This is a genomic window from Nocardia brasiliensis (assembly GCF_011801125.1).
GTDB lineage: Bacteria > Actinomycetota > Actinomycetes > Mycobacteriales > Mycobacteriaceae > Nocardia > Nocardia brasiliensis_C.
On sequence record NZ_CP046171.1, the window covers coordinates 6,227,196 to 6,247,796 of the forward strand.

A 20,601-nucleotide genomic window follows, 5' to 3' on the forward strand; every position below is an offset into this window, starting at 1 on the left:
ACAACCCCGACCAGAGCCGATGCCGACCGCTGCACACCGATGTACAGCTGTGCCACGATTGGAGCGAAATGCCCTGCCAGACAAGGCAACAGCCGCCGGATGGACGATCGGGTCCGCGACACCCCGGTAGGGGGCGGATGTGATCACCATGCGCAATGTCAGCAAGTCGTACAAGACCTCGACGCGACCGGCGCTGGACAACATCAGCGTCGAGGTGGACAAGGGCGAGTTCGTCTTCATCATCGGGCCGTCCGGTTCGGGCAAGTCGACCTTCATGCGACTACTGCTGAAAGAGGAAACGCCCACCTCGGGGCAGATCCAGGTCGCCGACTTCCGGGTCGACAAGCTGCCCGGCCGCAAGGTGCCGAAGCTGCGCCAGCGCATGGGCTGCGTGTTCCAGGACTTCCGGCTGCTGCAGCAGAAGTCGGTGCACGACAATGTCGCGTTCGCGCTGGAGGTGATCGGCAAGCGGCGCCAGTTCATCGAACGCACCGTCCCCGAGGTCTTGGAGATGGTCGGCCTCGGCGGCAAAGCCGATCGACTACCGAGTGAGCTCTCCGGCGGCGAACAGCAGCGCGTGGCGATCGCCCGTGCCTTCGTGAACCGGCCGCTCGTGCTGCTCGCCGACGAACCAACCGGCAACCTCGACCCGGACACCAGTGGCGACATCATGATGCTGTTGGAGCGAATCAACCGGATCGGGACGACGGTGCTGATGGCGACCCACGACAACCACATCGTCGACGCGATGCGCAGGCGGGTGATCGAACTCGATCGTGGCCGCCTGGTGCGCGACGAGGCGACCGGTGTGTACGGAGTTGATCGCTGATGCGCGCGAGCTTCCTGTTCAGCGAGGTCCTCACGGGCCTGCGCCGCAATGTCACCATGACGATCGCGATGATCCTGACCGTCGCGGTCTCGCTGACCATGCTCGGTGGCGGCCTGCTCGCGGTGCGGATCGCGGACAAAACCGAGCAGTACTTCCTGGATCGGCTCGAGGTGCGGCTGTACCTCACCGAGGACGTCTCGGCCAACGACCCGGACTGCTCGCGTGATCCGTGCAAGACGCTGATGGCGGATCTGAAGGCGACCAAGGACGTGGAGTCGGTCCAGTACCTCAGCCGCGACGACGCCGTGCGCGAGGCCAAGGAGAAGACGTTCAAGGACCAGCCCGAACTGGCCAAGTACGTCAGCGAGACGCCGCTGCCCGCGTCACTGCGGGTGAAGATGAAGAACGCGGAGCTGTATCCGCAGATCTACGAGAAGTTCTTCGACCGGCCCGGGGTCGGCATGGTGCGCAACGACAAGGACATCGTGGACCGGCTGGTCAGCCTGTTCGACGGGTTGCGCAACGCGGCCTTCGGCCTCGCGGTGCTGCAGGCGCTGGCGGCGCTGCTGCTGATCGCGAACATGGTGCAGATCGCCGCGTTCACTCGCCGCACCGAAGTCGGCATCATGCGGCTGGTCGGCGCCACCCGCTGGTACACCCAGTTGCCCTTCTTGCTGGAGGCGGTGGTCGCGGCGCTGGCCGGATCGGTGGTCGCGGTGCTCGGCCTGCTCCTCGCGCGGCCCCTGGTGATCGACCGGGCGCTCGGTGACCTGTTCGCCAGCAAGGTGTTCCCGCGCATCACCGGCGACGACATCGCGATGGTCGCACTGGTGATCGCGCCGGTCGGCGTCCTCTTCGCGGCGTTGACCGCGTACGGGACACTGCGCTACTACGTGCGGGAATAGCCAACTCGCCGCGGTCGCCGCGAGCCGGTCCGGACGTCGCGGGCCGGCTCGCCTGCGTTCGTGGTCGGCGCTCGGGTTCAGACGTGCTCGGCCGGCGCCATGTCGCGGATCATGGCACGCTGCCGGGTCAGCAGCGCCCGCTGCCGTTCGAGTTCGGCGATCCTGTCCGCCAATTCGCTGTACCGGTCGTCGACGATGCGCACCGACGTCTCGCAGGCTTGGATCCATCGCGTGCCGTCGTGCTCCACCGCGCAGGACAGCAGGCCGCGGATGTCCTCGGTGGACAGGCCCGCCGCCAGCATCTCCCGGATGTAGGCGACCCGGTCGGTGGCGTCCTCGGCATAGGACCGGTAGCCGAGGCCGTCCCGCTGCGGACGCAGCAGCCCCTGCTCCTCGTAGTACCTGAGCAGGCGGGTACTCACCCCCGTGCGCCTGGCCAACTCTCCGATCAACATATGACCTCACTCACCGCAGCTTGCCTTCACATCTATGTGAACTTCTAACTTGGCAGTCATGACAGCAATTCCCTTGCAGACCACAGTCACCGGCAGCGGACCCGGACTGGTCCTGGCCCACGGCGCCAGCGGCAGCATCGCGGCAAACTTCGGCGAGCTGATTCCGGTCCTCGCCGAGACGCACACCGTGGTCGCCTCCGATTACCCCGACGACGACACCGCGCTCACTCATGACGGGCTGGCGGACGCACTCGTCGCCGCTGCCGTCGAGGCGGGCGTCGAGACCTTCACCGTCATCGGCTACTCGCTCGGCACCACGATGGCCGTGCGGGCCGCCGTGCGGCATCCGGACCGCGTGCGCGGCCTGGTGCTGGCCGCCGGTTTCGCGAAGGCGGACAACCGCACCCGGCACATCGTGCGGCTCTGGCAGGAACTGCTCGCGGCCGGCGAGAACACCGCCTTCTCCCGGTTGGCCGCGACCGTGGCCTTCAGCACCAGCTACCTCAACAGCCTCTCGGCCGAAGCCGTCGACGAGTTCGTCCGCGCCGGCGCGACCACAATTCCGGGTGGCACCGTCCAGCAGGCGCGCCTGGTCGAGACCGTCGACACCACGGGCGATCTGGGTCGGCTCACCGTGCCGACCCTGGTTGTCAACGCGACCGAGGACCTCCTGGTCGACGCGTCGAACTCGCGTTTCCTCGCCGACGCCATCCCCGGCGCCGAATACACCGAGATCGCGGCGGGTCACGTGCTCATGGCCGAACAGCCCGAGCAGTGGCGCAAGACCGTCGAGGAGTTCCTGGTGCGGCACCGTCTGTGATCCCCCGCCTGGCTGACCCGTCCGGCCATCCGACGGGTCAGCCCAGGCGCTTGGCGTGCGCCCAGAGCTCGGACCAGGGTGCGCGCGGGTTGCGGCAGATGAACAGCGGTGCGCCTTGCTCGTCGTTGTCGATCCCCAGCCCGTTGTCGACCCGGCCCGCGGGTCGGATCTCGGCGAACAGCTCGGCCAGGCGGTCGCGCTCGATGCCGACGGTGAGGTACTCGGCCGTGCCGTCGCGCGGCGGCCCCCACCACCAGTACGCGTTGTGGCCCGAGTGCGGCGCGGGCAGGCGGTACGGGTCACCGAATCGTTCGATGGCACCGGCTTCGCCGTAGTTGGCCGTGAGCACCGCGATGTCGTCGCCCATGCCCGCGCGCACCGCGCCGACCTGCCGGACGAGTTCCGGCCAGCCGATGGTCTCGCCCGCGTCGTAGTTGATCGCCAAGACCGGGGTGTCCTTCAGCACCGCGACCGGTAACACCGGCAGGAACAGCAGCGCGCTCGCCGCCGCGTTGCCCGCGACCACGAGACTCACCGCGGCCCAGCGCGTCTTCCGCTCGCCCAGCCACTTCGTCAGCCCGACCGCGCCGGCCGCGAGCAGGATCGGATACAGCACCCCCAGGTAGTACGCTTTGCCGCCGAGCACCAGGAACAGCACCAGGAGCAGCGGGTAGGTGGCGGCGAACGCGCGATAGCGCCGGTCCCCGGCCAACCGCCACAGCCCGAACAGCCACACTGGCGCCAGCAGCGGGCCCATCAGCCCGAACTGCAAGAGCAGGAACATGATCGGCGAATCCGAGGTGCCGGAGGAGCCACCCGCGATCGCCCGGCCCATCGCCCACTGCGGCCAGCCATTGCGCGCCTGCCAGACCAGATAGGGCAGCCAGATCAGCACCGCGATCCCGATCGCCACCGGAAAGTACTTGGTGGCGAAGATCTTTCGCGGGCCGAGCAGCAGCAGTGCGAGCACGAGCGCGGTGACCGGGAAGATCAGCAGCAGCTTGTTCTGCAGGCCGATGCCGACGACCACGCCGATCGGTAGCCAGAGGCGTGGACCGTGGAACCACAACGGCTTTCGGCGCGTTGTGTCCGTATCACCACCGCCACCGAGGAGCTTCAGCACGAGCAACGACAGCACCGACCACACGGCCAGCTCGAACACCGTGGTGCTGAGCAGGTGTCCGGCGCCCATCAGCAGCGCCGAGCTCGCCACCGCCGCGGCCGCCAGCGCCTGTGCCGAGCGACCGCCGCCGAACTCCCGCGCGAACAACCCGGCGCAGACCACCACCAGGGTTGCCGCGAGTATCCCGGGCAGCCGCAACAGCAGTAACGAATCGGGATCGATTGCCGCCATCGCCTCGGCCACCAGCGGCGTCAACGGCGGCTGATCCGGGTACCCCCAAGAAAGGCGCCGACCGGCCGCCAGGAAGTACAGCTCGTCGCGGTGGTAGCCGTAACGCGAGGCCACTGTGACGAGAACGACGGCGAAGCACGCCGCGACGATGGGCATCGGCTCAGCGTGACACAGACTCCGCCGTCGCACCGGTTGCTCCGGTGTCGCGCGCCGCGATCGGCGGCCGGGCTGCCGAGCCGTTCCCGGCAGCGTATGCTGCATCTCGACGCGGTTCTTACTCTGGAGTAAGATAGTCTTACTCAGGAGTAAGATAGCTGGGACAAGACCTCACCCCACCCACCCGAGAAAACAGGTGATGATGAGCACTCGAGACAGCGCAACGAAGCGACGTCCAGACACGTCCGCGGTCGGCCTGAACCACCCCAAGCGGGACTGGATGGGCGCGGCGATGCGGGTGATGACGACCCTGACCGGGTCGGAACTCGCCGAGAAGTACAACCTGCGCAAGCCGATCGAGCGAGTCACCTACGAGGGCACCAAGACCGGCTTCCGCACCCTCGGCGCCGCCACCCGCGCCTTCGCCAAGGTCACCGGCGGCGGCCAGCCCAAGCGGCTCGCGCCCAACGAGGCGAAGAACAAGGACTTCTTCGACCTGACGCCGACCGACGAGCAGCAGATGATCACCGAGACGGTGAAGGAATTCGCCGCCGAGATCCTGCGCCCGGCCGCCTACGAGGCCGACGCGGCCGCCAAGGCGCCGCGCGATCTGCTCGAGCGTGCCGCCGAACTCGGGATCACCCTGATCAACGTGCCGGAGGAACTCGAAGGCGCCGCCTCCGAGCGCGGCGCGGTCACCAATTCCCTTGTGGCCGAAGCGCTCGCGCACGGCGACATGGGCCTCGCGCTGCCCATCCTCGCACCGAGCGGTGTCGCGGTCGCCCTCTCCCAGTGGGGTACCGACGCCCAGCAGAAGACCTACCTGCCCGCCTTCACCGGCGAGAACGTGCCGCAGGCCTCCGTCGTGATCAGCGAGCCGCGCGCGCTGTTCGATCCGTTCGCGTTGCAGACCAAGGCCGTTCGCTCGCCGAGCGGCTACCGGATCTCCGGCGTGAAGAGCCTGGTGCCCGCCGCCGCGGACGCCGAGCTGTTCCTGATCGCCGCCGAACTCGACGGCCGCCCCGCGCTTTTCATCGTCCCGTCGGACGCGCCCGGCCTGGTGGTCGAGGCCGATCCGAGCATGGGCCTGCGCGCGGCCGGTCTCGGCCGCCTGCTGCTCGACAACGTCGCGGTCGGCACCGACGCGATCCTCGGTGACGGCGACGCCAAGCAGCGCGCCGAGGACTACGCCGACGCGGTCCGGCTGGCTCGCCTCGGCTGGGCCTCGCTCGCCGTCGGCACCGGACAGGCCGTGCTGGACTACGTGATTCCCTACGTGAACGAGCGCGAGGCGTTCGGCGAGCCGATCTCCAACCGCCAGGCCGTCGCCTTCATGGTCGCCAACATCGCGATCGAGCTCGACGGACTGCGCTTGGTCACCCTGCGCGGCGCCTCCCGTGCCGAACAGGGCCTCTCCTTCGCCCGCGAGGCCTCACTGGCCCGAAAGCTGGCCACGGACAAGGGCATGCAGATCGGCCTCGACGGCGTGCAGCTGCTCGGCGGCCACGGCTTCACCAAGGAACACCCGGTCGAGCGCTGGTACCGCGATCTGCGGGCCATCGGCGTCGCCGAAGGTGTCGTGCTCATCTAGTCGGCCCGTTCCTTACTTCAGGAGACCTCCACCATGATCAATCTCGAACTCCCCAAGAAGCTGCGGGCCAGCGCCAACCAGGCCCACCAGGTCGCGACCGAGATCTTCCGCCCGATCTCGCGCAAATACGACCTCGCCGAGCACGAGTACCCGGTCGAGCTGGACACCATGGCCGCCATGGTCGAAGGCCTCGCCGACTCCGGCACACAGAAGATCGGCGGCGCGGCGGGCGGTCGTGAGGACGACAGCGAGTCCGACAACCACGCCACCGAACTGCTCGGAAACAGCAACGGCGGCAACATGTCCGCGCTGCTGAACGCCCTGGAGACCTCCTGGGGTGACGTCGGCCTGATGCTCTCGATCCCCTACCAGGGCCTCGGCAACGCGGCCATCGCCGCCGTCGCCACCGACGAGCAGCTGAAGCGGTTCGGCAAGGTGTGGGCCTCCATGGCGATCACCGAGCCGTCGTTCGGTTCCGACTCCGCCGCCGTCACCACCACCGCCGTGCTCGACGGCGACGAGTGGGTGCTCAACGGCGAGAAGATCTTCGTGACCGCGGGCCAGCGCTCCACCCACATCGTGGTGTGGGCCTCGGTCGACCGCAGCCTCGGCCGCGCGGCGATCAAGTCGTTCGTCGTGCCGCGCGACGCTCCCGGCCTCTCGGTGGCCCGGCTCGAGCACAAGCTCGGCATCAAGGCCTCCGACACCGCGGTACTGCTGTTGCAGGACTGCCGGATTCCGAAGGACAACATCCTCGGCAGCCCGGAAGTCAACGTGGAGAAGGGTTTTGCCGGGGTCATGCAGACCTTCGACAACACCCGGCCGCTGGTCGCCGCGATGGCGGTCGGCGTAGCCCGTGCCGCCCTCGAGGAGCTGCGCGCCATCCTGACCGACGCCGGCGTGGAGATCTCCTACGACATCCCGCCGAACAACCAGCACGCCGCGGCCGCCGAATTCCTGCGCATGGAAGCCGATTACGAGGCGGCGTACCTGCTGTCGCTGCGCGCCGCCTGGATGGCCGACAACAAGAAGCCGAACTCGCTCGAGGCCTCCATGTCCAAGGCCAAGGCGGGCCGCACCGGCACCGACGTCTCGCTCAAGGCCGTCGAACTCGCCGGCGCCATCGGCTATTCCCAGCGCACCCTGCTGGAAAAGTGGGGCCGCGACTCGAAGATCCTCGACATCTTCGAAGGCACCCAGCAGATCCAGCAGCTCATCGTCGCCCGCCGCATCCTCGGCAAGACGAGTGCTGAGCTGAAGTAACAAGGCAGACAAAGGAAACCGGTGTCGGACTGTACCAAGTCCGACACCGGTTTTTTCTGTTTTCGCCTTCGGTCACCAACTCGACGTCTCTTGCCAGGCCACCATTGCGCACAGGAGCGACCAATCGCCGGACTTATCGCCGATCGCAGGAGGCACCGCAGGTTGCCGTTGAATTCCGCGCAACATTTCGCCGTGTGAGGTGTACAGTTGCGTTTGTCACGCGAGTGATGCCGAGCGGTGAGACCGCTGCGCTAACAGCGGTCTCACCTGATGGGTCTACCTAATCCACACTCGGCGGACCAGGATGAGCGCCCCGGCGATTACGGCAGCTGTTGCAAGTACGATGCCATAATCGACCGGGGCCTTGCTCTTTGCCCGGCGATGTTTCGCCATTCCCCACCACCTCCTTCCTGGGCGCGATGTCGGACCGTGTCCATCGCCCCTCGAAAAGAGGTGGGGTCACCCTATGCGAACTCAGGGTCAGAAGTGTTGAAACACAGGCACTTTCAGCGCCGAAACCCGGGTTTCCCCCCAAGGTTCCAGTTGCGCCGTGGTTTTCGGTTCCAGAACAGCCCTTAGGGTGGATTCGCGGGTATGCGGGAATTCGGATGTTTCAGATTTGGCGATGGGATGGGGACGTATTCGTCTCCAGTGTCTGGATTGTTGCGGTCCAATTGGAACGGTTCGGAATGTCGCGGATGAAATGGGGCCTGCGGGTTGGATAGTGGAACCACGCCGGTCGGGAATGATTGTGGAAGACCGGTGTTTTCTGTCGAGCCGTATCAGAGACCTCGAGGAGAAACTGCACATGCAACGACCGAGTGTGATCCGCCGCCTCGTGACCGTGTTCGCCACCACGGCGGTTGTCGTGGGTGTCATCGCAGGCCACGCCGCCGCGGCGCCGACCGCCGTCGACTGGGACACCGCGGCGCGGCAGTTGCGCGCGGCGGCCGCGGGCAACGCGGCGGCCGAGCAGGCGGTGACTCGGCTGCTCGCCTCGGGGCAGCTGAACCGGTCCGGACAGGTGGCGCTGCCCGCGCAGCCGTTCCAGATTCCGGCGCAGTCCGATATCGGCCGCGGCGCCGGTCCCGGCGTCTACGGGTCCGGAATCGCGCTCGGGCTCGACGGATTCCGGTTCGGCTTCTTCGGCGGGCCGGGCACCATCGCGCCGAACCAGGGTGGCGCGAAACTCGAAGTGCTGTGGATCAATCTGTCCAACGGCCGCAGCGGCACCGAGGTGCTGTTCGAACACAACGACGTGCCGGTGGACACCACCATCCGTACCCGGCCGCTGGACACCGGCGCGGGCATGATCGTCGCCGCGGTCTACGGCAGCCTGTGGCACCGCTGGTCGGTTCCGGTGAGCGACGCGAATCCGGACGGGTACCAGTACCAGTTGGGCACCATCTCGGTTCCGTCGTTCGGCGCCGTCTACAACTGAGCGATCGCGCCTGCCCAGCGAGCGTGCCGGCCGCCGCCACGGCCGGCACGCTCCCCCGATGCCCTCTTGTTCGGACCTACGTAGTTCCGTAGCTTTTGTGGCGTGAGTCTGGAAGAGCGGGTTGCGGAACTCGAACGGCGGCTCAACGGGTTGCTGCCCTTCGAGAACGGAAACGGGCACGAGGCCTCGACAGATCGCTGGGCGGCCGCGCGCCTGCACGAGGAGTTCGCCGCGGCGGACGAGCCGAACGGCGGGGTGCTGTTCGCGGGCTCGCTACGCTTACCGACCGACGAACAGTACAGCTGGCAGGCCACCTTCACCACCGGCGACCTGATCGAGGACGACTGGGCCGAGACCGCGGAATGCCTTGCCGCACTGGGTAATCCGGTGCGCCTGCGGCTGCTGCGGGAGATCATGGGCGGGCGCAGGACCGCCGCCGAGCTGGTCGGCCTCGAGGGGGTCGGCACCTCGGGGCAGGTCTATCACCATCTGCGCCAACTGGCCGCGGTGGGCTGGCTGCACACCGCCGGCCGCGGGCGTTTCGAAGTGCCCGCGGGCCGGGTGGTGCCACTGCTGATCGCGCTGGCCAGCGCGCGGCGCTGAACCACGCGACCCGCGCTCAACCCAGGTCGCCGAGCTGACCCGCACAGAGCGCGAAAACTACAACTATGAGGGTGCGGATCAGCCGCACTGGTCACCACACGAGCAGGCGCCGCCGGATTGGCAGCCACACTGGCAGTTCGGGCCGCAACTACACTTCGGCGCCGGTATCGAAGTCGAGCGAACAAGCCTGATGATCATCGTTGAATCAGCCTCCATTCTGGTGTTCGACTATCCCTTGCGTGCATCGAACGCGCGCGGCGAGACCATGTCAAATAGCCGCCGGTCCGGCGGTCGGGCGACACGCCGGTTACCGAACTTCCCGTCCGGGAGACCCCCGAAATTCACCCCATGAAATCCCGATACGACGGCCGTGTCCGATTAATCCGGTTCAGTCTGTGACCACGCACACTAAGCACTGCTACGGTATGCCGAAAGTGCCGTACGAGTTCGCTAGGTCGAGTGCCGACGCGAGGTTCTGTGGAGGTGTTTCGACATGAAGGTGGCGCACGCGCTCGAGGTCGTCAAGGCGTTGGGAGTGTTGCGGTCGCGCGGAGTATCCGATCCGCGCAAACCGCTGGAAACGCTTCGGACGATGAAGGAGTCGCAGATCTACGGGCCGCAGGCCACGCTGATCCGCCACGGTGCGCGCATCGCACCCGACTCCCTCGCGCTGGCCGACGAGAAGGGTGAGCTGACCTACGGCGAGATCGACAAGCAGTCCACCGCGATCGCGCGCGGCCTGCACGCGGCCGGGCTCACCGAGGGCACTGTGGTCGGCGTGCTGGCCCGCGATCACCGCGGCCTGATCCTGTCGATGGTCGCCGCGAGCAAGGCGGGCGTGCGGGTGGCCCTGATGAACACCGGGTTCGCCAAGCCGCAGTTCGCCGAGGTGTGCCAGCGCGAGAAGGTCAAGGCGATGCTGCACGACAGCGAGTTCCTCGGCCTGCTCGACGCGCTGCCCGCCGACCTCCCCCGCTACCTCACCTGGGTCGACGAGGGGACCGAATTGCCTGCGGGCGCACAGACTCTCGACGATCTGGTGGCGAGCAATTCCAGCGAGGAACTGGCCCCGCCGAGCAAGCCCGGCGGCTTCATCATCCTCACCAGCGGCACCACCGGCCTGCCCAAGGGCGCCACCCGCGCCAAGGTTTCTCCGCTGGCCACCGCCCAGTTCCTCGATCGTGTGCCGTTCCCGTACCGGGGCGCGCAGGTCATCGTGTCGCCGATCTTCCACAGCACCGGCTTCGGCACCTGGCTCGTCGGCATGGCCATGGGCAACAAGATCGTGGTGCGCCGCCGCTTCGACGCCGAGGCGACGCTGAAGTTGATCGCCGATCACAAGGCGGAGATGCTCGTCGCGGTGCCGACCATGCTGCACCGGATGACGGAGCTGGATCCGGCCATCCGCGCCAAGTACGACATCTCGTCGCTGAAGGTCATCCTGCTCGCGGGTTCGGCGCTGTCGCCGGAGCTGACCGTGAAGGCGACCCAGGTGTTCGGGCCGGTGCTGTACAACCTGTACGGCTCGACCGAATGCTCAGTGGCCGCCATCGCGACCCCGGACGATCTGGCCGTCGCACCCGGCACCGTCGGTCGCGCGCCGGTCACCTGCGAGGTGCGCCTGTTCGACGACAACGACAAGCAGGTCACCGCGATCAACACCACCGCGCGCATCTTCATCCGCAGCGGCACGCCGTTCGAGGGCTACACCGACGGCCGGAACAAGCAGATCATCGACGGCTTCATGTCCAGCGGTGATGTCGGTCACTTCGACGAGCACGGGCTGCTGATGGTGGACGGCCGTGACGACGACATGATCGTCTCCGGCGGCGAGAACGTCTTCCCGCAGGAGGTGGAGAACCTGCTGCTGGAACGGCCGGACATCTTCGACGCGGCGGTCGTCGGTGTCGACGACGCCGAATTCGGTAAACGGTTGCGCGCCTTCGTAGTTCCCGAGCCGGGCCAGAACCCGGACGGCGAGGAGATCAAGGCATACGTCAAGAACAACCTGGCCCGCTACAAGGTGCCGCGCGAGGTCGTGTTCCTCGACGACCTGCCGCGCAACCCGACCGGCAAACTGCTGCGCCGGGTCCTGGTGGAGTACGACACCACCGCCTGACCGTCATCGGCTGGTACCCACCGGTAGGAGCTGTTGAGATACGTGACACATCGGGTTACAGATGGTTGCTATTGTTAGCGGCAGCACTGGATCCCGTAGTCGCGGTCCGTATCACCCACCGGCTCCCCGGGTGGGACCGCCGGAAGGTTGTTGTCGATGGTTGTCTCCTTCCCCGCGTTGAGCGGCACTGCCCGCAAGGCCGGAACGCTCGCGCTCGGCGTGAACGTCATGGTCAAGCGGCACCTGTTCAATCCGCTCCGGCTCGATCAGGCGGTGCGCTCGGCGATCAACGTGACCAAGCTCGGTCCGTTCGCCGGGGTCGCCATGCATGCCGCGCAGACCAGGCCGCACGCGGGCGCGATCGTCGACGAGGCCGGTGAGCTGACCTTCGGCGAACTGAACGAGCAGTCCAACGCGCTGGCCCGCGGCCTCGCGACGCAGGGCGTGCGGCCCGGCGACGTGGTCGCGGTGCTGGCGCGCGATCACCGCGGCATGGTGCTGAGTCTGCTCGCGGCCGGCAAGCTCGGCGTGCGCACGGTGTTGATGAACACCGGGTTCGCCAAGCCGCAGTTCGCCGACGTGGCCACCCGCGAAAAGGTGAAGGCGGTGCTGCACGACAGCGAGTTCATCGACCTGATGAGCGCGATTCCCGCCGCCATCCCGCGCATCTTGACCTGGGTCGACGCCAAGGACAACGCCGATCCGTCGATCCCGACCATCGCCTCGCTCATCGCGGGCGAGTCGACCGCGCCGCTGCCCGCGCCCGCGAAGCCGGGCGGCATGGTCATCCTGACCAGCGGCACCACCGGCACGCCGAAGGGCGCGCCGCGCGACCGGGTGAGCCCGTTCGCCTCGGCGCAGTTCGTCGACCGGGTGCCGCTGCCGCACAACGGCACCATGATCATGGCCGCGCCGATCTTCCACGGCACCGGGCTGTCCCAGTTCACCCTCGGCATCGCGCTCGGCAATCGGGTGGTCTTCCAGCAGCGCCGGTTCGACCCGGAGCTGACGCTGAAGAACATCGTCAAGTACCGCGCGGACTCGCTGGTCGTGGTGCCGACCATGCTGCAGCGCATCCTCGATCTCGACGAGGAGGTGCTGGCGAAGTACGACCCGCGCAGCATCAAGGTGATCTTCGCGGCGGGCTCTGCCATCGCTCCCGACGTGGTGACCAGGACGCTCGATTACTTCGGTGACACGCTGTACAACCTGTACGGCTCCACCGAGTGCGCGGTGATGACCGTCGCGACACCGCAGGATCTGCGCAAGTCGCCGACCACCGCGGGCAAGCCCCCGGTCGGAATCAAGATCGTGCTGCTCGACGAGAACCGCAAGCCGATCACCGAGCCCAATGTCACCGGCACCATCTTCGTCGACAACGGCTTCGCGTTCACCGGTTACACCGACGGGCGCACCAAGGAGGTCGTCGACGGCATGATGTCCAGCGGTGATGTCGGGCACTTCGATGCCGACGGGCTGCTCTACATCGACGGCCGCGACGACGACATGATCGTCTCCGGCGGCGAGAACGTCTTCCCGCTCGAGGTGGAGAACCTGATCGCCGGGCGCGAAGACATCTTCGAGGCCGCCGTCGTCGGCGTCGAGGATCGCGAGTTCGGGAAGCGCCTGCGTGCCTTCGTGGTTCCCGGGCCGGACTCCAAGCGCGACGCCCAGGAGATCAAGGACTTCGTCAAGGCGAACCTGGCCCGCTACAAGGTGCCGCGTGAGGTGATCTTCCTCGACGAACTCCCGCGCAACGCCACCGGCAAGCTGCTGCGCAAACCGCTCATCGAGATGGACGTCGACGCGAGCTGAGCAGATAGCCGACGGCGAGTCCACAGTTGTTTCCCCGGTTGTCCACCGGGGAAAACCGTGCAATCCGTCGGCTACTATCAGCGGGTGAGTAACGAGTTCGGCCGGGCTGCTGCGGGACGTCGCAGCGCCGTCGCGCGGATGCGCGGCGCCTCGGCCGGAGCGAGCTCGGGCACCATTTCCGTTGCGGCACATGGCTGGGCCTCCGGTGGCCTGCCGCCCAGCGGCACCACCCTCACCCTGCTCGTCGGCACCGCCGCGCTGATCGGCGCGCTCGTCGCGGGGCTCGCGCCGCTGCGGGACACGGCGACCGGATTGGTCGCCGCCCTGGTCGCCGGACAGTTGCTCGGCCACCTCACCATGGGTCTCGGCTCGGGTCATCTGCATCACGGCGACGCCCAGCTGTCCCCGGCCATGCTCTGCGCGCACGTGCTGGCGGCCTGCGCCGCGGCCGCCGTGATCCGCGGCGCGGAGGCCGCCTATCGGGCCGGCACCGCGGTGCTGCGCCGGGTGCTGCCGCTGCCGCGCGCGCTACCCTTCCTGCCGGACCCGGTGCCGCTGCGCACCTCCCACCGCGACCGGGTCATCCTGCGTATCTTCGCCGCGCACGCGTTGCGCACCCGCGGACCACCGGTCGCCGCCACCCACTGATCTCTCCGTCGCGCCGACCGACGGTTACGGACACCCCGGTGCCCCGGCACCGTCGCCGACCGTTCCGCGCGAAGCAGCATCCGTGCAGCGCCCTGTTCGCCGAATTCCGGCGTCCCCGCCCCGCTTTCGTGGCTCAGCCCGGACAGCGCCCTGTCTTTGCCGACCCGATTCCCGGCCGCGTGCGGCACCGTCGTGCCCGCCCCTCGGCATCGGACATCGGGTTCCCGAACTTCAGAATCGAAACAATCGTGAGCACAACAGAAATCACGACGGACGCCGGATCGCCGGCCGCCGTCACCGACTCCGCGCCGCCGCACCGCCGGTCCGGGCAGTCCAAGCAGGCGCCCCGCAACGGGTGGTACGCACTGGCGATGCGACTGCACTTCTACGCGGGGGTGTTCGTCGCGCCGTTCATCCTCGTCGCCGCGGTCACCGGCGCGCTCTACGCGATCTCTCCGACGCTGGAATCGATCGTCTCGCGTGACCTGCTGAGCGTCGAATCCACCGGTGGCGCACCCAAACCGCTGTCGGAGCAGGTCGCAGCCGCCGTCGCGACCCGCCCCGACCTCACGCTGAACGCGGTCTCCCCCGCCGCGGGCGCCACCGACACCACCCGGGTGCTGTTCAGCGATCCGACGCTGGGTGAGTCGCAGCGGCGTGCGGTGTTCGTAGACCCGTATACCGCTCAGCCCGTGGGTGATTCGGTCGTCTACGGCAGTTCGGGCGCGCTCCCGCTGCGCACCTGGATCGACCGGTTGCATCGCGACCTGCACCTCGGCGAGCCCGGCAGGCTCTACAGCGAGCTGGCCGCGTCCTGGTTGTGGGTGATCGCGCTGGCCGGGCTGCTCGTCTGGGTGCGCCGGGTGCGCGCACGCAGGCAACGGAATTCGGCCCGCTGGCTGTTCGCGCCGGATCGGTCGCAGCAGGCGCGCGGGCGGACCGTGAACTGGCACGGCGCGGTCGGCATGTGGGTGCTGCCGATCATTCTGCTGCTGTCGGCGACGGGCATGACCTGGTCGACCTACGCGGGCGAGAACATCACCGAGTTGCGTCAACAGCTCAGCTGGACCACGCCCGCTGTCACCACCGCGCTGCCGGGAGCCGCTGCGCCCGCGCATGATTCGGGTGGCGAACACCACGCGGGCCATACTGCCGCGCCCGTGCAGGCCGATCCCGCTGACCGGATCGCCCAACTCGACCAGGTCTATCGGACCGCACGCGCCAACGGTGTCACACAGGCCGCCGAGATCACCATGCCGGTCGCGCCCGCGCAGGCCTTCGCGGTCAAGGAGCGGCGGATGTCGGGCACCTACACCGTCGACGCGGTCGCGGTGGACGGCGCCACCGGCGCGGTTACCGATCGCCTCGCGTACGCCGATTGGCCGCTGATGGCCAAGCTCACCAACTGGGGCATCCAGTTCCACATGGGTCTGCTGTTCGGACTGCTCAACCAATTGCTGCTGCTCGCGGCGATGATCGGGCTGATCACCGTGCTGGTGCGCGGCTACCTGATGTGGTGGCGCAGGCGGCCGACCCGCGGCGGCGCCGGACCGATCCGGCTGGGCCGGGCGCCCAAACGTGGCGCACTGCGTCGTTCCTCGCCGTGGGTCGCGGTGCCGCTGCTGCTGGCCGCGGCGCTGGTCGGCTGGTTCGCCCCGCTGGTCGGCGCGAGCCTGCTGGCGTTCCTGGTCGTCGACGTGCTCGTCGGCCTGCGCGCCCGACTGCGCGCCGCCTGACGGTTTCCTCCCCCGGACGACACGGTCCGGCCGCACGTGGCCGGGCCGTTCGACCGAAGCGGAAGCCCGGTCCACCCCGAGTCCGCCTGTGCTGTCGCGGAACTCGGGGTGCGACCGGATAGCTCGCTATGGCTTGTCGGTGGATTCTTCCTCGGGCGCGGGCGCCTGCTCAGGGACCGCGACGGGACGCAGCACGGCCCACGCGAGGAACAGCACCGCGACGACGCCCATGCCGATCCCGGCCCAGAGGTTGACGTTGACGCCGCCGGTCTTGGCCTCCTCGGCGGCGGTGTCGTGCACCAGGCCGGTGATGACCAGGATGATGCCGTAGCTGCCGAGCAGGGCGCCGACGATGGTGCGGATGTCGAAAAGCATTGCGACTCCTTATCCGACGACGATGTTGAGGGCGATGACGAGCACCAGCGCGATGCCTGCCAGCAGCACCGGGCGCTGATACCAGGGCAGCGACGCCTCGTCGGGATCGGTGCGCACCTGCTTGGGCGTCTCCGAGTAGACCAGGCCGACCAACTCTTCCACCGGCTTCGGCCTGGTCACCTGAGTGACCAGCACGCTCACCAGGATATCGACCACGAAGGCGACGCCCGCGGCCACGAAACTCGCGCCCTGGCCGGACAATTCGAACACCTTGGTCTCGTGCAGCAGGAAAACGACGATGGCGGAACCGGTTCCGCAGACCAGGCCCATCCAGCCCGCCGCGGGCGTCATCCGTTTCCAGAACATGCCGAGAATGAAGGTGGCGAACAATGGCGCGTTGAAGAAACTGAACAGCGTCTGCAGATAATCCATCATGTTGCTGAAACTCGACGCGATGAACGAGGTGAAGATCGCCGCGACGGTCGCGCCGATGGTCGCCAATCGGCCGATATTCAGGTAATAGCCGTCCGGCCGATCCTTGCGCACATACTGCTGCCACAGGTCGTAGCTGAAGACGGTATTGAACGCGGAGATATTGGCGGCCATGCCCGCCATGAACGCGGCGAGCAGACCGGCGAGACCGACCCCGAGCAATCCGTTCGGCAGTACGTCTTTCATCAGATACAGCAGCGCCTGGTTGTACGTGGTGTCGCTGCTGAAGTCCGGATCCGCCGCCTTGGCCGCCTTGTACTCGCTCATCTGCGGCACCAGCACCGCGCTGATCATGCCGGGGATCACCACGATCAACGGAATGAACATCTTCGGGTAGGCGCCGATGATCGGGGTACGCCGGGCCGCCGAGATCGAGTGCGTGGCCAGCGCGCGCTGCACCTCGACGAAGTTGGTGGTCCAGTAGCCGAACGAGAGCACGAAACCGAGGCCGAACACGATGCCGATCACCGACATGATGTTGCTGCCGAACCCGCTGAGCGCGTTACCTGGCCACGATTCCAGCTGCGCGCCGCCACCCGGCGATGCGGTCACCTTGTCCCGTAATCCATCCCACCCGCCGACCTTGTGCAGGCCGACCAGCGTGAGCGGCAGCAGCGCGGCCACGATGACGAAGAACTGCAGCACCTCGTTGTAGATCGCCGCGGACAGGCCGCCGAGGGTGATGTAGGACAGCACGATCACCGCCGCGATCACCACCGACACCCACAGCGGCCAGCCGAGCAGCACGTTCAGGATGGTGCCGAGCAGATACAGGTTGACGCCCGCGATGAGCACCTGGGCGACGGCGAAGCTGAGCGCGTTCACCAGGTGCGCGCCGGTGCCGAAGCGCCTGCGCATGAACTCCGGGACGCTGCGCACCTTGGAGCCGTAGTAGAACGGCATCATCACCACGCCGAGGAACAGCATGGCCGGGACCGCGCCGATCCAGAAGTAGTGGAAGGTCGGGAACCCGTACTGGGCGCCGTTGGCCGACATGCCCATGATCTCCACCGCACCGAGATTGGCGGAGATGAACGCGAGACCGGTCACCCAGGCGGGCAGCGACCGCCCGGACAGGAAGAAGTCGATGCTGGAGGAAACGCGCTGTCTGGCCAGCAGGCCGATGCCGAGAACGAAGACGAAATACAGCGCCACCAGGGCGTAGTCGACCGGCTCCGCGTCGAGCCGCAGCGTGGTCGATGCCTCGACATGGGTGGAGATCCGCGGCTCGGCGGCGAGCAGCACGGAGGTCAGAACGGATGAATCGGCAAGCGGCACTGCGTCCCTCCTGGCGGTGAACCTGGCGTCGAGCGGGATCTTGCGTAATACGAGCTCGTGCGGCTACGGGTCCTGCGTGGCGCGCGAGTCTCGCGTCGCCGGCCGAATAGTGTCGGCCGACACCCGCTCTGGGTGATTGTGCCTCACTCGAGGGCCACAATCGTGCACAAAGATCTCGGCCGTCGCGCTCAGTCGATCCGGTGCGCACCGGCAGCGGGGCCGACGACAAAGGTGCGCGGCTCGGCAAAGCCGGAGTCGGCGAACCGTTTCCGGGTGGCGGCCACCACGGCGGCGGTGTGCGCACGGTCGACCAAGGCGATCGCACTGCCACCGAATCCGCCGCCGACCATCCGCGCGCCGTGCGCCCCTGCCGCGCACGCGGCCGCGACGGCGGCGTCCAGCGCGGGCGTGCACACCTCGAAATCGTCGCGCAGCGAGGCGTGCGCCGCGGTGAGTATCGGGCCGATCCCGCGCGGATCCGCGCCGCTGCGCAATTCTTCGGCAACCCGCACGACGCGCGCGTTCTCCGTCACCACATGACGCGCCCGGCGGCGCGCCACCGGATCGGTGATCCGCTCGACCTCGGCCACCGAGACGACGTCGCGCAGCGCGGGCACACCGAGTTCGGCGGCGGCGGCCTCGCATTGGGCGCGCCGCTCGGCGTAGCCACCGTCGACCAGCTCGTGCGGTTGTCCGGTGTCGATCACCAACAATGCCAGGCCGAATCGGTCCAGATCGAACGGAATCTGTTCGTGTGCAACAGTATTCGCATCATCCGCGGCGACGAAGGCGCGGATGTCGAGGAACAAAGCGTGCCCCGCCGTGCACATGATCGATGCGGACTGGTCCAGCAAACCGGTGGGCGCGCCGACATAGTCGTTCTCCGCGGCGCGGGCCAGGTCGATCAGGGCGCGATCGGTGACCGCGGGCGCGAACAGGTCCCGCAGCGCGATGGCCACCGCGCACGACAGCGCGGCCGAGGAGGACAGCCCCGCGCCGATCGGCACCGCGCCGTCCAGCACGAGGTCGATCCCGGCGACGGTGTGCCCGCGCCGCACGAACTCCGCGACCACCCCGAGCGGGTAGCGCGACCACGCGGGCACCCGATCCCGCCGCGCGGCCAACTCGTCCACCGCGACCAGCACCGTCTCGTCCGGGCGCTGCCGGGAGGTGACGCGCACCCTGCCGTCCGCCCGCACCGCGGCCGCGCACTCGACCACCAGCGGCAGCGCGATCGGCAACACGAAACCCTCGTTGTAGTCGGTGTGCTCGCCGATGATGTTGACCCGCCCCGGCGCGACCCACGTCTGCACTGACCCCTCGCTGTCTGTCGTCTCCACACCAATCCGTCCGACCCACGTTACGAGACACGCCGTCGTAGCACCGCTTTCGCCGCGCGCACGTGCGCGATCCCCCGTTGTGCCGCAGAGTCGATTTTGTCGCACTACCGGCCTGCAAAATGGGCCGGGCTTTTTGGGAGGGCACTATGATTCACACCACCCCGCGTAGCGGTCCAGTGGGGCGGCGCGGCCGCCTGGTCGGACTGCCATGGATAGACCGACTACGCCCACCCCTGGGCAGACCGATCACCGGAGCGCCGTTGACGATCGAGATCGGCGCCGCGACAGGGGTAGGCCCGACGGCCATGTCGGCCTTCGACGCCGCATTGCGTGATCTGGGAGTAGGTGATGCCAACTTGATCCGGCTGTCTTCGGTCATACCGCCACGGGCGGCGTTGGCACGCACCGGCCGCGTACGTAAACCGATACCGTGGGGCGATCGCCTCTATTGCGTCTACGCGGTGCAGCACGCGCACGAACCCGGCCAGACGGCCGCAGCGGGCATCGGCTGGGTGCTGCGCGACGATGATTCGGGCGCAGGCCTTTTCGTCGAGCACGAGGCCGAGACCACCGAGGAAGTCACCGCGCTGATCCGGTCCAGCCTCGACGACATGACGCGGCATCGGCCGCAATCCTTCGGCCCGATTCAGCTGTGCACGACCGAAACCACCGCGGACGGCGAGCCGACCTGCGCACTGGTCCTCGCGGCGTACCACACCACCCCGTGGGGATTTCAACGATGAACGACGTGCACATCACTATCGATACCAAGGTGCCCGACGACCAGATCGACCAGTTCTACACGCTCTACGAGGACGCGTTCGGTGCGCTGCGCACGCAGGCCGTCGCCAGGCAGGTGTTGCACCGTGCGGAATTCCGCGCCGAAATGATCGACGCCAGGGTGCAGAAACACGTCGCAAGAACCGCCGACGGAGAGCCGATCGGGGTGACCACCCTGACCAAACATCTCGACACCGTGCCGTGGATCAGTCCGGAATACTTCGCCGCCCGGTATCCTGAACATGCGGCGCGGGACGCGATCTTCTACATCGGTTTTACCCTCGTTACGCCAAGAGCGCGGCGAGGGGTCGCATTCCATGCCATGATCGAATCAGTTGCCCAGGTATTGATAGCCGAACGCGCTGTATTCGGTTGGGACATGTGCTCGTACAACAACACTCGGCCCTGGTTCACCGGCCACATCAAGTCGGTGCTCGACGAGTTGGAGCTCGAGGTTGCGGTGGAGGATACGCAGACCTACTACGCGGCCTGGTTCACCGGGGACGGAGCGACCAAGGGGGGCTGATGACAGTCAGCGAAGGGCCGCAGTCAGCGAGGCGGCAGCAGTTCCGAACACGGTGGTACGCACTGCTTCTCGGGG

At 67.7% G+C, this 20,601-nt stretch carries 18 protein-coding genes; 13 read left to right on the plus strand and 5 right to left on the minus strand.

The features are described from left to right. Positions 1-148 precede the first annotated feature (148 nt). Both ftsE and ftsX read left to right on the plus strand, forming a co-directional pair. Entirely contained in the window at positions 149-829 is a 681-nt protein-coding gene (gene ftsE, locus F5X71_RS28275; protein WP_428981407.1) for a cell division ATP-binding protein FtsE, read from the plus strand. After that, entirely contained in the window at positions 829-1,734 is a 906-nt protein-coding gene (gene ftsX / locus F5X71_RS28280) for a permease-like cell division protein FtsX (RefSeq protein ID WP_167464744.1), read from the plus strand. Before ftsE ends, ftsX begins: the two co-directional genes overlap by 1 nt. Before the next feature lie 77 nt (positions 1,735-1,811). Here ftsX and F5X71_RS28285 read toward each other — a convergent pair whose 3' ends face one another. Then, positions 1,812-2,189: a MerR family transcriptional regulator gene (locus F5X71_RS28285; RefSeq protein ID WP_167464745.1), complete on the minus strand. Its 378-nt coding sequence runs from the start codon at positions 2,187-2,189 to the stop codon at positions 1,812-1,814. A 58-nt stretch (positions 2,190-2,247) separates the two neighbouring features. Between F5X71_RS28285 and F5X71_RS28290 the strand changes: the two genes are divergently transcribed. Beyond that, positions 2,248-3,009 carry an alpha/beta fold hydrolase gene (locus F5X71_RS28290; protein WP_167464746.1) on the plus strand — a complete coding sequence of 254 codons (762 nt, stop codon included), beginning with the start codon at positions 2,248-2,250 and terminating at the stop codon, positions 3,007-3,009. A gap of 37 nt (positions 3,010-3,046) precedes the next feature. On the opposite strand, the gene F5X71_RS28295 is transcribed toward F5X71_RS28290, so the two are convergent. Then, positions 3,047-4,519 carry a glycosyltransferase family 39 protein gene (locus F5X71_RS28295; protein ID WP_167464747.1) on the minus strand — a complete coding sequence of 491 codons (1,473 nt, stop codon included), beginning with the start codon at positions 4,517-4,519 and terminating at the stop codon, positions 3,047-3,049. Positions 4,520-4,715: 196 nt separating this feature from the next. Here F5X71_RS28295 and F5X71_RS28300 point away from each other — a divergent pair, with 196 nt between their 5' ends. The 8 genes from F5X71_RS28300 (at position 4,716) to F5X71_RS28335 (ending at position 15,735) form a co-directional block, all read left to right on the plus strand. After that, positions 4,716-6,110, plus strand: coding sequence for an acyl-CoA dehydrogenase family protein (locus F5X71_RS28300; protein WP_428981408.1), 1,395 nt, complete (start codon positions 4,716-4,718; stop codon positions 6,108-6,110). A 33-nt stretch (positions 6,111-6,143) separates the two neighbouring features. Further along, positions 6,144-7,373 (plus strand): acyl-CoA dehydrogenase family protein, encoded by a 1,230-nt coding sequence (locus F5X71_RS28305; protein WP_167464749.1) that lies wholly within the window; start codon positions 6,144-6,146, stop codon positions 7,371-7,373. An 808-nt stretch (positions 7,374-8,181) separates the two neighbouring features. Beyond that, positions 8,182-8,814 (plus strand): hypothetical protein, encoded by a 633-nt coding sequence (locus F5X71_RS28310; RefSeq protein ID WP_167464750.1) that lies wholly within the window; start codon positions 8,182-8,184, stop codon positions 8,812-8,814. Positions 8,815-8,916: 102 nt separating this feature from the next. Continuing rightward, positions 8,917-9,417, plus strand: coding sequence for an ArsR/SmtB family transcription factor (locus F5X71_RS28315; RefSeq protein WP_167464751.1), 501 nt, complete (start codon positions 8,917-8,919; stop codon positions 9,415-9,417). Positions 9,418-9,910: 493 nt separating this feature from the next. Next, a complete protein-coding gene (locus F5X71_RS28320; RefSeq protein ID WP_167464752.1) occupies positions 9,911-11,536 on the plus strand; it encodes an acyl-CoA synthetase in 1,626 nt (541 codons plus the stop codon). Between the two features lie 156 nt (positions 11,537-11,692). After that, positions 11,693-13,351 carry an acyl-CoA synthetase gene (locus F5X71_RS28325; protein WP_167464753.1) on the plus strand — a complete coding sequence of 553 codons (1,659 nt, stop codon included), beginning with the start codon at positions 11,693-11,695 and terminating at the stop codon, positions 13,349-13,351. Between the two features lie 84 nt (positions 13,352-13,435). Beyond that, positions 13,436-13,999: a hypothetical protein gene (locus F5X71_RS28330; protein WP_167464754.1), complete on the plus strand. Its 564-nt coding sequence runs from the start codon at positions 13,436-13,438 to the stop codon at positions 13,997-13,999. A 248-nt stretch (positions 14,000-14,247) separates the two neighbouring features. Then, positions 14,248-15,735, plus strand: coding sequence for a PepSY-associated TM helix domain-containing protein (locus F5X71_RS28335; RefSeq protein ID WP_428981409.1), 1,488 nt, complete (start codon positions 14,248-14,250; stop codon positions 15,733-15,735). Between the two features lie 126 nt (positions 15,736-15,861). Here F5X71_RS28335 and F5X71_RS28340 read toward each other — a convergent pair whose 3' ends face one another. The 3 genes from F5X71_RS28340 to galK form a co-directional block, all read right to left on the minus strand. Continuing rightward, positions 15,862-16,110 (minus strand): hypothetical protein, encoded by a 249-nt coding sequence (locus F5X71_RS28340; protein WP_167464755.1) that lies wholly within the window; start codon positions 16,108-16,110, stop codon positions 15,862-15,864. 9 nt (positions 16,111-16,119) lie between these two features. Beyond that, entirely contained in the window at positions 16,120-17,823 is a 1,704-nt protein-coding gene (locus F5X71_RS28345; protein ID WP_167466806.1) for a sodium:solute symporter family protein, read from the minus strand. A 245-nt stretch (positions 17,824-18,068) separates the two neighbouring features. Further along, on the minus strand, positions 18,069-19,193 hold the full coding sequence (gene galK / locus F5X71_RS28350) for a galactokinase (RefSeq protein WP_167464756.1): 1,125 nt from the start codon (positions 19,191-19,193) through the stop codon (positions 18,069-18,071). Positions 19,194-19,480: 287 nt separating this feature from the next. On the opposite strand from galK, the gene F5X71_RS28355 reads away from it, so the two are divergent. Further along, positions 19,481-19,963: a pyruvoyl-dependent arginine decarboxylase gene (locus tag F5X71_RS28355; RefSeq protein WP_167464757.1), complete on the plus strand. Its 483-nt coding sequence runs from the start codon at positions 19,481-19,483 to the stop codon at positions 19,961-19,963. Next, on the plus strand, positions 19,960-20,526 hold the full coding sequence (locus F5X71_RS28360) for a hypothetical protein (RefSeq protein WP_167464758.1): 567 nt from the start codon (positions 19,960-19,962) through the stop codon (positions 20,524-20,526). The genes F5X71_RS28355 and F5X71_RS28360 overlap by 4 nt, the downstream gene beginning before the upstream one ends. The last annotated feature ends 75 nt before the right edge of the window (positions 20,527-20,601 follow it).

Excerpts from the sequence above, each read along its gene's own strand:
- ftsE (WP_428981407.1), top strand. The coding sequence starts at position 149 with ATGCGCAATGTCAGCAAGTCGTACAAGACCTCGACGCGACCGGCGCTG.
- ftsX (WP_167464744.1), top strand. The coding sequence starts at position 829 with ATGCGCGCGAGCTTCCTGTTCAGCGAGGTCCTCACGGGCCTGCGCCGC.
- F5X71_RS28285 (WP_167464745.1), bottom strand. The coding sequence starts at position 2,189 with ATGTTGATCGGAGAGTTGGCCAGGCGCACGGGGGTGAGTACCCGCCTG.
- F5X71_RS28290 (WP_167464746.1), top strand. The coding sequence starts at position 2,248 with ATGACAGCAATTCCCTTGCAGACCACAGTCACCGGCAGCGGACCCGGA.
- F5X71_RS28295 (WP_167464747.1), bottom strand. The coding sequence starts at position 4,519 with ATGCCCATCGTCGCGGCGTGCTTCGCCGTCGTTCTCGTCACAGTGGCC.
- F5X71_RS28305 (WP_167464749.1), top strand. The coding sequence starts at position 6,144 with ATGATCAATCTCGAACTCCCCAAGAAGCTGCGGGCCAGCGCCAACCAG.
- F5X71_RS28310 (WP_167464750.1), top strand. The coding sequence starts at position 8,182 with ATGCAACGACCGAGTGTGATCCGCCGCCTCGTGACCGTGTTCGCCACC.
- F5X71_RS28320 (WP_167464752.1), top strand. The coding sequence starts at position 9,911 with ATGAAGGTGGCGCACGCGCTCGAGGTCGTCAAGGCGTTGGGAGTGTTG.
- F5X71_RS28325 (WP_167464753.1), top strand. The coding sequence starts at position 11,693 with ATGGTTGTCTCCTTCCCCGCGTTGAGCGGCACTGCCCGCAAGGCCGGA.
- F5X71_RS28340 (WP_167464755.1), bottom strand. The coding sequence starts at position 16,110 with ATGCTTTTCGACATCCGCACCATCGTCGGCGCCCTGCTCGGCAGCTAC.
- F5X71_RS28360 (WP_167464758.1), top strand. The coding sequence starts at position 19,960 with ATGAACGACGTGCACATCACTATCGATACCAAGGTGCCCGACGACCAG.